The following is a 15,362-nucleotide window of genomic DNA, read 5'->3' on the forward strand; positions in this document are numbered from 1 at the left end:
CCCTGTTGATCGACTTATGCTTCATCGCCAAACCAACAGATATTGCGGGCCGCCATGATCAGCTCACCAGCTCTTTCTTCTGTCAATTCTTCTATTTCGATCAAATCATCTACGCCTTGTTCGGCTAAATCTTCTAACGTCACGACACCTTTACTTGCGAAAACAAATGCAAGATGACGTTCTAATCCTTCTAAACCAAGTAAATCTTCACTTGGTTGCGCTCCATCCAAGGCTTCTTCCGTTGCTAAAGCTAATGTTGAAATCGCAGATTTTGCTCTTTCACGTAACGCTTCAACAATCTCTTCATCCAATCCATCAATTTCAAGCAATTCAGATGTTGGTACGTAAGCGATTTCTTCTAGTGAAGTAAAGCCCTCGTCAGCCAACATTTGAGCAAAATCTTCATCAATGTCGAGTGAGCTAACAAATAGATTAACTACCTTAACGCTTTCAGCTTGATGTTTTGCTTTCATGTCTTCAACTGTCATGACATTAAGCTCCCAGCCAGTAAGCTGAGTCGCTAAACGTACATTTTGACCATTACGTCCAATCGCTTGAGCTAAGCTACCTTCTTCAACGGCAATGTCCATTGAGTGGTTATCTTCATCAACGATGATTGACGCCACATCAGCAGGTGCCATAGCGTTAATCACGTATTGAGCGGCATTATCATCCCACAATACGATGTCAACACGTTCACCACTAAGCTCATTCGACACAGCTTGAACTCGAGCACCACGCATACCAACACAAGCACCGATTGGATCAATACGTTTGTCGTTTGACTTAACGGCAATCTTTGCTCTAGAGCCTGGATCACGAGATGCGCCCATGATTTCAATCATTTCGTCAGCAATTTCCGGTACTTCTACACGGAAAAGCTCAATCAACATCTCCGGCTTAGTTCGCGTCAAAAATAACTGTGCGCCTCGAGCTTCAGGGCGGACTGAATACAACAAAGATCGTACTCTGTCGCCCGGACGGAATGTTTCCCGAGCAATGATATCTTCTTTGAACAGCACACCATCAGCATTGTTACCTAAATCGATGACCACTGTTTCACGGCTACTTTTCTTAACGATACCCGTAATTAATTCGCCTTCATGCTGTGCAAACTGCTCGACAACTTGTGCGCGCTCAGCTTCACGAACCTTTTGAACGATTACTTGCTTCGCAGTTTGCGTGGTGATCCGATCAAATTTAACGGATTCAATTTGATCTTCGATATATTCACCGATTTGAACACCTGGAGTGTCAAATTCTGCAGCTTCAAAAGTAATTTCAGCAAATGGATTCTCTAGTGTGAACCCATCTTCAGGCTGTACAACTAACCAACGACGAAATGTATCGTAGTTACCCGTTTTACGGTCAATAGAAACACGTACGTCGATTTCGCCCTCGTACTTTTTCTTTGTAGCCGTAGCTAAAGCGATTTCTAACGCTTCAAAAATTTTCTCACGGGGTACACCTTTCTCGTTTGATACCGCCTCCGCGACCAGCAGAATCTCTTTATTCATAGTCTTGCCTCGTTCACCTTGAAACCATCAAAACTTCGCTATTAAATTGCCTTTACGAACATTGTCTAAAGCAATTAGCGTTTCTTTACCATTAACTTCAAGAGAAAGCATTTGACCTTCTACTTTTGTCACGGTGCCTGTTAATTTACGACTGCCGTTTACCGGCATGTGCAATAAAATTTTTATGTCTTCACCCAGATAAGTCGCATATTGCTCGGCGGTAAATAACGGCCGATCGACACCAGGTGAAGATACCTCTAGGGTATATTCGTTGGAAATTGGATCTTCTACATCCAGCACAGCACTTATTTGACGGCTGGCTTCTGCACAATTTTCAATGGTGATGCCGTCGTCACTGTCGATGTACACCCTTAATGTAGAATGCTTACCCGCTTGTACTAAGTCGATTCCCCATAACGAAAAGCCTGATGCTTCGACCGGTACGCTTAACATAGCTGCAAGCTTGGATTCTAATCTTGCCAAAACGACCCCCACAAAAAACGAAAAAAGGGCTATAACAGCCCCATTACAACACCACTGATTTTGTGGCAATTTCAGGTTTACAAATAACAAAAAACCCCGTAAATACGAGGTTAATATTATAAGAACCTGTAACTATAATAGTCCTAAAGAATATTATAGGGAGCTGGTTGCGGGAGCTGGATTTGAACCAACGACCTTCGGGTTATGAGCCCGACGAGCTACCAAACTGCTCCATCCCGCGTCAACTGCTGCAAGTATATTAACTATTGTCGCTACTTGCAATAACTAAGCTCAAAGATATTTATCTCTAACTTAAGTTAATTTTTGGTGCGGATGGTGGGACTTGAACCCACACAGCCAAAGGCTACCACCCCCTCAAGATGGCGCGTCTACCAATTCCGCCACATCCGCATAACTGTTTATTACTGAAAATTAATCTGGGATTGTATCTTCAGTTTTGTTCTTTTCAGCATCAGTCGTTTTCGGTGTGCTAACAGGTTCTTCTGTAGCTTGCCCTACTCCGCCTAAATTATTCCATGAATCATCAACTTTCGCATGATTAGCACTTAAATTGCCAATAGCTAAGCTAATGATAAAGAATAATATCGCTAATATTGCTGTGGCTCTTGTAAGAGCATTTCCAGCTCCACTTGAACCAAAAAGTGTTCCTGATGCGCCTGCACCAAAAGATGCACCCATATCAGCGCCTTTACCTTGTTGGATTAATATCAATCCAATCAATGCAATCGCCACTAATAAATAAACTACCATTAATACTTCGTACATGTTTTATGCACTCATCGCTATTCTACATAAACTCAAAAATTCGGTAGAGTTTAAACTCGCCCCGCCAATTAACCCACCATCAACATCTGGTTGAGCAAATAAATCTGCGGCATTACTTGGGGTAACGCTACCACCGTATAAAATTCTTACATTTTCACCAATAAATGGTGACACTTCCGACAAACGCTTACGTATAAATGCATGTACTTCTTGCGCTTGTTCTGGTGTTGCACTTTTACCAGTACCTACAGCCCAAAGTGGCTCATAAGCAATGATGGCATTATCGAAAGCCATGGTACCATTTTTCTCGATAACTATATCTAATTCTTCAGCTATCACTTCAAAAGTTCGGCGAGCTTCACGAGCTGGCCCTGACTCACCGACGCACAAAATAGGTGTTAAACCATTCTTTTGAGCAGCAGCAAATTTATCTGCAACAATATCGCTGGTTTCGCCATACATCCTGCGTCGTTCTGAGTGACCTACAATGACATAATTACAGCCTGCTTCTTTAAGCATTTTCGCTGACACTTCACCCGTGTAGGCCCCGAAGTCATGTTGACTAACATTCTGCGCCCCCATGCGAACCAAGGATCCATTAAGAGAATCTTTAGTTGATTCGAGTTGCTGCCTAACACTCTCCAAATAAATTGTCGGCGGACACAGTACGACTTCCGCGGAATCATTTTTTAGCTTTGAGGTAAATTTACGGAACAACTCATTGGCTAGCGTTCCACTGCCATTCATTTTCCAGTTACCCGCTATCATTGGACGTCTGAGTGCCATTGGAGTCTCCTTTAAAGCGGGCTGAATGATATCGAACCACTTAATAACTTACAATACCTTGTGAAGTAATTTTTATCTCTTGCTGTCGACATGACCAAATATCAGCCAACATTTTGACAACATTGTTTATTTAGCCAACAAAGTGACATTTTTTATATGTTTGTGTTATCTATTTTTTATTAATCACTCAATAAAAACAACGAACTGTTCACTTATTGCCCACTTAGAGCATTTTTTACATAATTTGAGTATTTTTTGTAACGCATCACTTAACTTTATTGTAATAATATAAAACGAAAATCAAACTTTAAGTAACAATAGTTAATTTTTAGTTAGGTGAAAAAGGCAAACCTGTCGAAAGTCAGGGACGCAAAGCTTCCGGTCTAAGATCAAGAATTTTTCAATGATTATGATAGCGGGGTTGCTGGAGTATAACTTTCTAATCGTAAAAGTTAATACACATCTATTTATGTTAATCCAGTCTAATCACCTGTTTATTTTTTTAAATAAAGAGGTCAGTTCATGTGGAACTTTTCTAAATTAAACGCAGCGGTTTTATTATCACTATCAATGAGCACAGCTTACGCTGATATCAATATTGATGTTCAACCAACCACACCAACGAATGGCTATCCTTTCCAGTCTTTTCGTGTAAATGTAGACTCAACGGAGTCACTTAAGCAGATTAAGGTAGAAGCATATCCAGCTCAGTGGTGTAGGCTTCCGTATTATGCATTCCGCCCTGAAGCGATATCTGGCCAGCATTTTTCCAAGGATTTCACATTTAATTTTCGAAATCATAAAGGCTTCAATGGTAGTATAGTCTGTGTATACGTCGAAGATGAACAAGGTAATAAGCAAGTATTTCAAAGTCACCATACGCTCAATTTAACTCAACCTAATATAGACATTAACCATGTCAATAATGACACCCTTGATTTCAAGTTTGTTGATGAGATTTCTCAAGGGCAAACTATCAATAAAGTGAATTATTTTTATCGGCAACAACATGCTGGCACCACACAGTCTTTTGAACTTAATGGTCAAGCTGAACAAGGCACTGATATTGCGATAACCGATTACAATGGCAACATTATTCAGCTTGCAGAGGTGGATGATGATGGAAATTGGTCTGTTGAAGGTTTAGATATCGAAATTCATGCCTCATCTGTTAATTCAGGGACTAACTTTCAAATTAGTAGCTTATTAAAAAGTGATCACAATGTAACTTTGTCGAGTGAGCGCCTTCTATTCAGCGGAAAAAAAGTCGATATAGAAATTTACCAAAGGCCTCAAGTACCTTTGCATGAGAAAAAAGCTGAATCTGGACAATTGAACTGGGGGTTTAATACTCCTCTAAGTATCATAAATACAAGGATACTAATGCTTGAACAAGCTGATCAATGCGGGCTTGCTGAACCTCAAGCTAAGATAATTCAAGAAGTTGGACAGCAACACCGCTTTAATTTTTTTGGTAAGACTGAGTTACATGGTTATTTTGCTTGTATCCAAATAGAGGACTCGGAAGGTAATTTTTTCACCGAGCCTGTAGGTTGGATCAAACAAGAGCCTAAACCAGAAATTATTATCAATGATTCAGTCGATGCAGAAGTTGCTGACAGTGACACTATTTCTGGCTATATAAATGGCGCTCAACAAGTTTATATCACTTACCTTTCTGATAATGGTTATAAAAATAGAGACTCTGTATGGAACACCTGCGAATCAAGAACAAGTGGTACTCTACTCAAGGACAATGAAATTTATCTTGAACTTTCAGCACCTACATTAAATGATCATTATCTTTGCATCATCGCGAATAATGGCCAAGATGGTCTATCATATTGGATGAGTGAACATAAATTAAATTTAATAAATGGACTAGATATTGAACAAAACCTACAGCCAAGACTGCCTTCTACCCCCTACCCTACACAATTAAATATTCCTTCGAAACTTCAAAACGCTACTATCGGTAATCCAGGTTGTCGTGGTGTACTACTGGCGGCAGATTTAATAATGAGTGCGGGACACTGCGAAGCGAGTTTCTTTCACCCTAAAAATGGCGAATGGTCATACTCTCCTATCTCTTACTCATATTTAGTAGCGCAAGATGAAAAAGATCACAAACAGTATTCAGAAGCGCAAAATGATCTCTTCGTCAAACTTAGAAATAATCAAATAAGTTATGAAGAATTCCAGTTTCAGCGCACACGGCTGTCTGAAACTCTGAGTAAGTTCCAAAATAGCCGTTACAACGTTTATTTCAGCCCGTATTTTGGAAATAACAATACAGCTGGACCAACGTTCTCTGATTATGTTTTGAGAAACTTAAATACGCCATATTCGGGCAATCAAGAAACTATCGATTACCCTCAACCATTGGTTTACACCTTTCCAAGCAGCCTGCACTTAAAAGATGGTGAGTTTCGCTCCCACGGGATCCATGAAAACAACCCAAACTCAGGATGGCGTGGCGGTAAAATTCACACCTTAATGCCAGCGGGTGGAAATACGGTTGAATATACGATGGTTGACACTGCTGGGGGAGAGTCGGGTTCTGCCCTGTGGGCCTATGATGAGGACTTCGACACATACGGAGTTATCGGCGCCGTTCGTGGCGGTGGTGCTTGGTCTTCTCTTTGGAACCACAGCCGAGTGACTCGTCAAGCATTATCAGAATCTAGAGCAAAGCAGTTGTTACATCGTCGCCAAGCTTATGAAGGTTCCGAATATAACTACCGAGACTTACGTAGAGCTCTGGCGAAAGCAGATTTACACCACATTAACAAGATTATTGAATCTGGCGTTAACGTTAACCTAGATGGTCATGGAAACCCTGATGGTTGGATGTTAGCTCGTGCGATTGACTTTGCAGTTCAAGCGAAAAATAAGTTGTCACAGCGAAATAACATAAAACATCAGCAAAAATTCCAAGCACGTTTAAATGCCATCAAAGCACTAATGCTAGGTGGTGCCGATCCACGCTTAACCATCAGTAAGCCAACACGTTATATGACAACTGAAGCCGGTGATTCTGTGCTGCATTATGCTGTACGCACTAATGCCCCTAAAGTGATGCAAGCGATTTGGTTAAATACCACTGATTATGCGTTTGAGTCACAGAGCCGTCAGGTTTTAAATGCTGCAGGGGATTCACCACTTCATGTAGCTATTGATTATCAAGTTGATAAAACCATTACACGAATGATGTTTGCAGATGTAGGCGAAGATTTATTTATTCAAGATGCTCAAGGTGTGAATGTGTTAACTAAGCTTTTATCGCTTCCAAGCATGACGAATGAGCAAATAGAGATGATCGATTGGATTGGTAAAGCTTTTTCTTATGAACCTGTCAGGGTGAATAGCCAAGGAGAGCTCACCCATTCTGACTGGTTATCATTAGTTTGTCATCGCCAACAATACCAAGGTGGAGAATTCACTTTCAATCAACTCGCTGACTTAAGAAAATCCGAGCTACCCGCTAAGGCTACTGCGGCAATTGCTCGACTTGGTAATATTTCTGGCGTTGATGCAAGCCAGTATTGTCGTTAACTTACTATTTTAAACCTAGATAAAATTGGTTGGGAGTGTTCATATACGCAGTCAACTGATGTTTCTAGGTTAAACAACCTGTGTCTGGGTAATGCCCGTCAGATAAGGAAAGTTGCGGAAGAAAGTATACCGATGAGTTCTCGTCACTCCAGCCTTCGCAGGAGCGACGAGAATTTTCTCTATTTATATCTAAACTGTCCTGCATTACTGTGTCTGGGCTCTATCTTAAGTTATACCAATTACTGTAATTAATCTCTCACTCAGCAAGAGATAAAGGTTTTCAGTACAAGGCGCATGCTCGAAGTACTATATTCCCTTAGGCCGCCATACAAAACTGGCGTTCAACGCACTTAGTGCTTTTGTCGGGATAATTCAAGAGCGTGTAACTCAGTAATGGAAACCTTTAGCCTTGCCCTTCGGGAGCTTGTATGCGCACACTTTGTATTTATAAAGAATACTTCACAAAATTATCTCAACGTAGATAACTATGTTTTCACCAATTTCGTTTGTACTTTGTGCGCATACATAGCTCTGAGTTGAGCATTTAATTACTGTAATTGGTATTATCTCCCTATAATAAACTGCATAACAAATTTAATAGGTTCAACGCTTCATATTATATTTATTTCAGTTTCATTATTTTTTTCTTCACATATAATCAAATAATCAATTTAAAGGCTAAAATAGATGAAATCAGCTCATTCAAGGAAGGATTTATGATTATTTTAAATTTATTCAAACAAGGCCGCACGTTACTCTACAAAACTCTTTTTTTATCCTCCGCTTTATTTATCTCAGTCAATGCATTTGCCGATGAATTAAAAGTCGGTGATATGGCTCCACATTTTAAATTGCAAGCAACGGATGGGCACCACTACGACCTTAATGATTACAAAGGCCTAAAGAACGTAATACTCGCCTTTTATCCAATGGCAAACACTCGTGGCTGTACCTTTGAGTGTCGTTCATTAGTGCAAAAAGGTCATATGATAAAAAAGTTTAACGCCGTTTATATGATGGCAAGCGTTGATAGCTTAGAAGACAACACAGAATTTGCTAAGAAAGAAAAAGCAGACTTTCCTATGTTAAGCGATCCAACAAAACAAACTGTTAAAAATTATAAGGTCTTAAACTTTCTAGGTTTAGCGAGCCGAGTGACTTTTTACATCGGAAAAGATGGTCGAATTCTTCATATCGATGATGATGTGAATGCTGAAACGGCAGCAGAAGATATCGCCAGAAACTTAGAACTCTTAAAAATAGAACCCGCTGAAGGGTTTTAATCCATTTGAAAGAATTAACCGTGGTTTACTCAAACCTTAAATAAACCACGAAAAAATCATTAACTAAAGAAACTTCTGAATCGCTCTATTTGTTTCTAATGCATCAAATGTTTCTTGCACATCATGCACTCTAATAATATGTGCGCCTTTCTGACTTGAAATTAAGGCTCCAGCTAAACTTCCAGCTAACCGTTCAGAAACATCTCGATTAAGCAGCTGAGCAAACATGCTTTTTCTGGATAGCCCAATCAATATAGGACAACCTAACTTGTGAAATTCATCCTGCTGGGCAAGGAGCTGTAAATTATGCTCCAGTGTTTTTCCAAAGCCAAAACCAGGATCTAAAATAATATGATCTTTTTTAATGCCCGCTCTTAAACATGCTTGTATTCTGACCTCAAAAAAATTCGATATTTCTTCAATGATGTTTTGATACTTTGGTTTAACCTGCATGGTTTGTGGCGTACCCTGCATATGCATTATACAAACGGGGACATTAAGACTGGCAGCCATTTCTAAAGCCTGCGGTTCTTGCAACGCCCTAACGTCATTGATGATATGCGCTCCAGCAGCTATAGCTTGCTTCATCACCTCGGCCTTACTGGTATCGACGGAAATCAAAATATCTTTTTTACTTAAGTGCTTGATAACAGGAATAACACGAGCTAACTCTTCCTCAAGTGACACTTTAGGGGCATTTGGTCTGGTGGATTCGCCCCCAACATCAATGATACGTGCGCCTTGGCTAATCATTTCTTCAGCGTGTTTGCAAGCTGTTTCATAAGTGTGAAACTGTCCGCCATCAGAAAACGAGTCAGGGGTTGCATTTAAAATACCCATGATGACAGGTGTTGATAAGTCTAAAACTTTATTACCACATTTTACTTCAAATGACATATTCAGTTTCCTAAAACAAAAAAGCCCCAACTAAGGGGCCTTAACTAACAATAAGGGATCTAGCGATTTAGAAAGTACCAATCTTTGTCATACCAGCGAAGGCTGGTATCCAGTAGCTTTTATAGAAAAAAGCAAAGGCAATAGACTACCGACGTACAAAACTGTCGTTACTTCGTTTCCAGCCTGCGCTGGAGTGACGAGAACTCATCGGTATATTTTCTTCCGCAACTTTCCAAAAATGACTCTAGATGTTATTTTGCTGGAGTGCTTTCAGCATCATTAATGTCACTATCTGGCTTAGATTCTTTAACATCTGTCTTTAATTCGGCTTTCGAATCACTGCTGTTATCCGTATCATTGCTATCATTATCATCTTGCCAATCAGCAGGTGCTCGCACTTCACGACGATTCATTAAGTCATCAATTTGCTCTGCACCTATCGTCTCGTATTTCATCAATGCATCTTTCATAGCATGAAGAATGTCTTCATTGTCTTTCAAAAGCTTATCTGCACGTTGATAATTTCCATCAATAATAACGCGAATTTCTGAATCAATAATTCCAGCAGTTTCATCAGACATATGGCTTGATTTGCCCATGCTGCGACCTAAGAAAACTTCGTTATCTTCCTCCGCATACAATAATGGACCCAGCTTATCTGAGAAACCCCACTGAGTAACCATATTACGAGCAATCGATGTCGCATATTTAATATCTTGTGACGCGCCAGTTGATACTTTTTCAGCGCCATAGATCATTTCTTCCGCTAAACGACCGCCATAAGCCACTGATATTTGACTCTCAAGCTTTTGACGGCTCTGACTAATCGCATCACCTTCTGGTAAGAAGAAAGTCACACCCAGTGCACGCCCACGAGGAATAATCGTCACTTTATGTACAGGATCATGATCTGGCACTAAACAACCTACAATAGCATGACCTGCTTCATGGTAAGCCGTCATTTCTTTCTCTTCTTCAGACATCACCATAGAACGACGCTCAGCGCCCATCATGATTTTATCTTTAGCCTTTTCAAACTCATCCATACCGACAACACGTTTTTCACCGCGAGCAGCAAACAGTGCCGCTTCGTTCACGAGATTGGCAAGATCGGCCCCTGAAAAACCTGGCGTTCCGCGAGCAATAATACTGGCTTTAATATTGTCTGCCAGCGGCACTTTACGCATATGCACTTTAAGGATTTGTTCTCGGCCTTTAACGTCAGGTAAACCCACAACAACTTGGCGGTCAAAACGACCCGGACGTAATAATGCTGAATCCAATACATCTGGGCGGTTAGTCGCTGCAATAACGATAATGCCTTCATTACCTTCGAAACCGTCCATTTCAACCAACATCTGGTTTAAGGTTTGCTCACGTTCATCGTGACCACCGCCTACACCAGCACCACGTTGACGACCTACTGCATCAATTTCATCGATGAAGATAATACAAGGTGCTGACTTTTTCGCTTGTTCAAACATATCTCGAACACGCGATGCACCGACACCAACAAACATTTCAACAAAGTCTGAACCAGAAATCGTAAAGAAGGGTACTTTTGATTCACCCGCAATGGCTTTGGCTAGCAAAGTTTTACCCGTACCTGGCGGGCCAACCATTAAAACGCCCGTAGGAATACGTCCACCCAACTTTTGGAATTTGGTTGGATCTTTTAAATAGTCAACCAACTCACTGACTTCTTCTTTGGCTTCATCACATCCTGCAACATCGACAAAGGTGGTGTTAATTTGGTCGTCGCTCATCAATTTGGCTTTACTTTTACCAAATGACATCGCGCCTTTACCACCACCGCCTTGCATCTGGCGCATAAAGAAAATCCAAACACCAATCAAAAGCAGCATTGGGAACCAAGAAATAAAGATTTGAGTCAGAAAACCTGACTCTTCTGCCTCTTGGCCTTTCATGGAAATGCCTTTGCGATCTAAGTCATTGATTAGATCTTGATCATACATCGGCATGATAGTGACAAATTTTTCACCTGTGCGCTTCATCCCTTCAATAGTGCGTTGATCGTTTTTAACTTCTACTTGTGAGACAGTTCCATTACGGACGTCATCTAAGAAGCTCGAATAATCCATCTTTTGTACCGAAGAAGAAGATGGAGAGTATCCTTGAAATAATGTCATCAGCACTACAGCGATAACCACCCAGAGGATTAAATTTTTTGCCATGTCACTCAAATTTTTCGACCTCATTAAAGTCTTTCGATGATTTAGATTAGGGTACTACAACTTGTATCCGGTCGCTACCAAATACACTTCACGTGAACGAGCACGAGAAGACTCAGGCTTGCGTGTTTTGACCACTTTAAAAGCTTGTTTAACAGCTTTCATGTACTCATCAAAACCTTCACCTTGAAATACTTTTACTGCAAACGCACCATTTGACGCTAACACTTGATTGCACATATCTAATGCAAGTTCAACAAGATACATTGCTCTAGGTTGATCTACCGCACCTGAGCCACTCATGTTAGGTGCCATATCAGACAATACTACATCAACTTTTGCGTCACCTACTCGAGTTAACAAAGCATCAAGCACTTTATTTTCTCGAAAATCGCCTTGTAAAAAGTCAACACCTACAATCGGATCCATTGGCAAAATATCACAAGCAATGACTTTACCCTTTTCACCTGCAAGTTTAACCGCAATTTGAGACCAACCACCTGGAGCGGCGCCCAAATCAACTACTGTCATGCCAGGTTTTATGAGGTGATCTTTTTGCTGAATTTCTTCAAGTTTAAACGCAGCACGCGATCTTAAGCCTCTTTTTTGCGATAACTTAACATAGTGATCGTCAAAATGTTCTTGCATCCAGCGAGCAGAACTCGCTGTTCTTTTTTTGGCTGACATTGATAATCCGCAACAAATCAGTATTACATAGATGCTATATAAGGGTAGAATACCCGCTTTTCAACAGTAACTCAGAAAAAGTTGGTACCAATGAACTTAACCACTAAACAAAAGCAGCATTTAAAAGGGCTAGCACACGCATTAAAACCTGTTGTAATGCTAGGCTCAAACGGTTTAACTGAGGGAGTACTGGCTGAAATTGATGGTGCATTAACTCACCATGAGCTAATAAAAGTGAAAGTCGCTTCTGCTGATCGTGAAGTGAAAAATGCAATTGTTGATGCGATTGTTAGAGAAACAAAAGCACTGAAAATCCAACAAATCGGTCATATCCTCGTACTTTTCCGCCAGTCCGAAGAAATGAAAATTGCCATTCCTAAAGCTAAATAATCTGAGCTTTGCATAAACAGACCTTAGATTAAATAATTCTCGAACCACGTTCAAGCGTGGTTTTATTTATCTCGTTATATTTAGGGTCTGTTGATCTTTCGTGATTGTTTTTGCAGCGATAAATTGGTTATTTTATGCAATGCAGGGTTTGTGAGGTTTGGTTATTATCGACATACAAAACTGTCGTTACTTCGTTTCCAAATAAGAAAACGATAACGCAGCACCTTTTATTTAGAAAGAGCGACCAATTTACGCTCTCTCTTTTTTCCGATGCTTTTGAGCATTCACTGTATCTGTGTTGTGACCAGCTCACTTAGATGGCTAAGCATCACTGCTCACGCCTTGAACAGATAAATGCTCAAATAGCACAAAATTTAATCCTGAAAGATCAACAGACCCTAGTTACGATTTATCGACTTGATCCATTTTCATTTAGGCATTTCGTTAGGTAATAAACGAATAAACTGTTCTGTAACAGCCGTAATATCAGCTCTATTCAATTGCAATTTCCCCATTCCAGCAATACTCAAACTTTGCGTACTGATAAGGCGACTTAGGGATTTTTTATCTACAACTGGTGATAAATTTGAGGCATCCACATTCATTTCGATCAGTCTATTTAACTCTTCTATCGTACTGATCACTTTTTGTAAATTAACTTCACTTAATAATGAACGCTCGCTCAAACTTAACAAAAGTAAACACCCTCTATCATCGGTTTCATTTGCCATATTTCTTAAATATTGTCGAATATTCTCAATGCCTAGTGGGGTTTTAAGCAATAGTTTAGCGACAGGGCTTCTTATTTCGATATAGCGATCCAAAACCAAACCAAATAATGCGTCTTTATTGCCAAACTCATTATATAAACTTCTTTTATTCAATCCTGATACTGACATTAAATCACTTAGTGAAGTAGCTGCAAAACCTTTCTCCCAAAATGCTCCTAAAGCGACATCAACGACTTTCTCAGGTTGATAACTTTTCGGCCTAGCCATTAATGCCCCCAACAATTCACAGCTCATTGATTACGCCAGTATACCTATATCGAACCATTTGGTAAAAAACTTGTCGGGTAACAACAATTAGAATAATATATTTACCGATTGGTTACTTATGCAATAATGTTAAACCTAAAATCATCAGTTGAACGCTGAGTATATGAGTAACTGTTTGAGCGATATGATGATTTTATCATCATGGCTTTCACCCTATGAGTGAAGTGCTCTACGCTCACAAGCTTGCTAAAATGACTGCTATCTGCGTTGTAACTTTTGCAAGTAGAATAACTACTTGCTGCAAGCTACGCCTTACTATCAGCCATTTTTTCTACGCTTAAGAACGCAGTCAACTGATGTTTCTAGGTTAAACCTAAAATCATCAGTTGAACGCTGAGTATACGAGTAACTGTTTGAGCAATATAATGATTTTATCAGCATGGCTTTCACCCTATGAGTGAAGTGCTCTACGCTCACAAGCTTGCTAAAATGACTGCTATCTGCGTTTTAACTTTTGCAAGTAGAATAACTACTTGCTGCAAGCTACGCCTTACTATCAGCCATTTTTTCTACGCTTGAGAACGCAGTCAACTGATGTTTCTAGGTTAAACCTAAAAACATCAGTTGAACGCTGAGTATACGAGTAACTGTTTGAGCAATATAATGATTTTATCAGCATGGCTTTCACCCTATGAGTGAAGTGCTCTACGCTCACAAGCTTGCTAAAATGACTGCTATCTGCGTTGTAACTTTTGCAAGTAGAATAACTACTTGCTGCAAGCTACGCCTTACTATCAGCCATTTTTTCTACGCTTGAGAACGCAGTCAACTGATGTTTCTAGGTTAAACCTAAAAACATCAGTTGAACGCTGAGTATACGAGTAACTGTTTGAGCAATATAATGATTTTATCAGCATGGCTTTCACCCTATGAGTGAAGTGCTCTACGCTCACAAGCTTGCTAAAATGACTGCTATCTGCGTTGTAACTTTTGCAAGTAGAATAACTACTTGCTGCAAGCTACGCCTTACTATCAGCCATTTTTTCTACGCTTGAGAACGCAGTCAACTGATGTTTCTAGGTTAAAAGACGCTATATTTCCAAAAATATAAATTTAATTATCAAGTATTATTCTAAGAGGAAAAATAATGGCAACAGTTCACGGAGCCCCCTTATCGCCTTTTGTACGTAAAGTGATTTTTGCTTTAGAGGCTAAAAATATAACTTTCGATGTTAATCCCGTGACACCTATGGGATTGCCTGAAGGTTTTGAAAAAATTAGCCCTTTGAAAAAAATTCCGGCTTTTGAAGATGACTTACTTACTATCGCCGATTCTTCTGTTATCTGCGAATATCTAGAGCAACGCTATCCTGAAAACCCTATTTACCCTAAAAATATGGTCGACAGAGCTAAAGTTCGATGGTTCGAAGAATACTCAGACACTGCGGTTCTTGGAGTTTGTGGCCCGATTTTTTATGAACGAATTGTCAAAAAGCTGATAATGCAGCAAGAGCCAGATGAAAGCCGAGTACAAAATATCATTAAAGACGAACTGCCGACTGTTTATGACTACTTAAATGAGCAACTGTCAGAAAGTGGCTTTTTAGTAGGCGAAACACTGACAACTGCAGATTTCTCTCTTGGTTCAAATTTAATGAATGCGCAATACGCTGGTTACCATATTGACGCTAAGCGCTGGCCACTTCTCGCCGCCTACCAAGAACGCCTTTTTGCAACACAGCTTTTTAAAAATAGACTTGTCGCAGATAAAGCAATAATGAGTTAGAT

General features: G+C 40.0%; 12 protein-coding genes, 2 tRNA genes and 1 riboswitch. Of the genes, 4 read left to right on the forward strand and 10 right to left on the reverse strand.

The features are described from left to right. Nucleotides 1-14: 14 nt before the first annotated feature. From nusA to tpiA, 6 genes are all read right to left on the reverse strand, one after another. Entirely contained in the window at nucleotides 15-1,517 is a 1,503-nt protein-coding gene (gene nusA, locus E2I05_RS18240) for a transcription termination factor NusA (RefSeq protein WP_121854238.1), read from the reverse strand. Between the two features lie 27 nt (nucleotides 1,518-1,544). Continuing rightward, entirely contained in the window at nucleotides 1,545-2,000 is a 456-nt protein-coding gene (gene rimP, locus E2I05_RS18245; RefSeq protein ID WP_121854243.1) for a ribosome maturation factor RimP, read from the reverse strand. 164 nt (nucleotides 2,001-2,164) lie between these two features. Then, nucleotides 2,165-2,241 (reverse strand) — tRNA-Met (locus tag E2I05_RS18250). An 84-nt stretch (nucleotides 2,242-2,325) separates the two neighbouring features. Next, nucleotides 2,326-2,411: transfer RNA gene (locus E2I05_RS18255), tRNA-Leu, on the reverse strand. A gap of 21 nt (nucleotides 2,412-2,432) precedes the next feature. After that, nucleotides 2,433-2,786, reverse strand: coding sequence for a preprotein translocase subunit SecG (secG, locus tag E2I05_RS18260; RefSeq protein WP_121854237.1), 354 nt, complete (start codon nucleotides 2,784-2,786; stop codon nucleotides 2,433-2,435). Between the two features lie 3 nt (nucleotides 2,787-2,789). Next, a complete protein-coding gene (gene tpiA, locus E2I05_RS18265) occupies nucleotides 2,790-3,572 on the reverse strand; it encodes a triose-phosphate isomerase (RefSeq protein ID WP_121854236.1) in 783 nt (260 codons plus the stop codon). Nucleotides 3,573-3,906: 334 nt separating this feature from the next. Continuing rightward, nucleotides 3,907-4,001: riboswitch (cyclic di-GMP riboswitch) on the forward strand. Nucleotides 4,002-4,094: 93 nt separating this feature from the next. Between tpiA and E2I05_RS18270 the strand changes: the two genes are divergently transcribed. After that, nucleotides 4,095-7,127, forward strand: a complete 3,033-nt coding sequence (locus E2I05_RS18270) for a hypothetical protein (RefSeq protein WP_121854235.1) — start codon at nucleotides 4,095-4,097, stop codon at nucleotides 7,125-7,127. A 716-nt stretch (nucleotides 7,128-7,843) separates the two neighbouring features. Continuing rightward, nucleotides 7,844-8,410 carry a peroxiredoxin family protein gene (locus E2I05_RS18275; protein WP_121854234.1) on the forward strand — a complete coding sequence of 189 codons (567 nt, stop codon included), beginning with the start codon at nucleotides 7,844-7,846 and terminating at the stop codon, nucleotides 8,408-8,410. 63 nt (nucleotides 8,411-8,473) lie between these two features. Here the strand turns inward: E2I05_RS18275 and folP are convergent, their stop codons facing one another. The 3 genes from folP to rlmE form a co-directional block, all read right to left on the reverse strand. Beyond that, nucleotides 8,474-9,307: a dihydropteroate synthase gene (gene folP, locus E2I05_RS18280; RefSeq protein WP_121854233.1), complete on the reverse strand. Its 834-nt coding sequence runs from the start codon at nucleotides 9,305-9,307 to the stop codon at nucleotides 8,474-8,476. Nucleotides 9,308-9,558: 251 nt separating this feature from the next. Further along, nucleotides 9,559-11,526 carry an ATP-dependent zinc metalloprotease FtsH gene (gene ftsH / locus E2I05_RS18285; protein WP_165905522.1) on the reverse strand — a complete coding sequence of 656 codons (1,968 nt, stop codon included), beginning with the start codon at nucleotides 11,524-11,526 and terminating at the stop codon, nucleotides 9,559-9,561. Between the two features lie 30 nt (nucleotides 11,527-11,556). Beyond that, on the reverse strand, nucleotides 11,557-12,186 hold the full coding sequence (rlmE, locus tag E2I05_RS18290; protein WP_121854231.1) for a 23S rRNA (uridine(2552)-2'-O)-methyltransferase RlmE: 630 nt from the start codon (nucleotides 12,184-12,186) through the stop codon (nucleotides 11,557-11,559). A gap of 90 nt (nucleotides 12,187-12,276) precedes the next feature. On the opposite strand from rlmE, the gene yhbY reads away from it, so the two are divergent. Beyond that, nucleotides 12,277-12,576, forward strand: a complete 300-nt coding sequence (gene yhbY / locus E2I05_RS18295; protein WP_121854230.1) for a ribosome assembly RNA-binding protein YhbY — start codon at nucleotides 12,277-12,279, stop codon at nucleotides 12,574-12,576. Nucleotides 12,577-13,004: 428 nt separating this feature from the next. Here yhbY and E2I05_RS18300 read toward each other — a convergent pair whose 3' ends face one another. Further along, nucleotides 13,005-13,601, reverse strand: coding sequence for a TetR/AcrR family transcriptional regulator (locus E2I05_RS18300; RefSeq protein ID WP_121854229.1), 597 nt, complete (start codon nucleotides 13,599-13,601; stop codon nucleotides 13,005-13,007). 1,120 nt (nucleotides 13,602-14,721) lie between these two features. Here E2I05_RS18300 and E2I05_RS18305 point away from each other — a divergent pair. Further along, the gene (locus E2I05_RS18305; protein WP_121854329.1) at nucleotides 14,722-15,360 is read left to right on the forward strand and encodes a glutathione S-transferase family protein; all 639 of its coding nucleotides are present in this window, start codon (nucleotides 14,722-14,724) and stop codon (nucleotides 15,358-15,360) included. Nucleotides 15,361-15,362: the final 2 nt, after the last annotated feature.

The sequence above is a fragment of the Parashewanella spongiae genome (genome assembly GCF_004358345.1).
Lineage (GTDB): Bacteria > Pseudomonadota > Gammaproteobacteria > Enterobacterales > Shewanellaceae > Parashewanella > Parashewanella spongiae.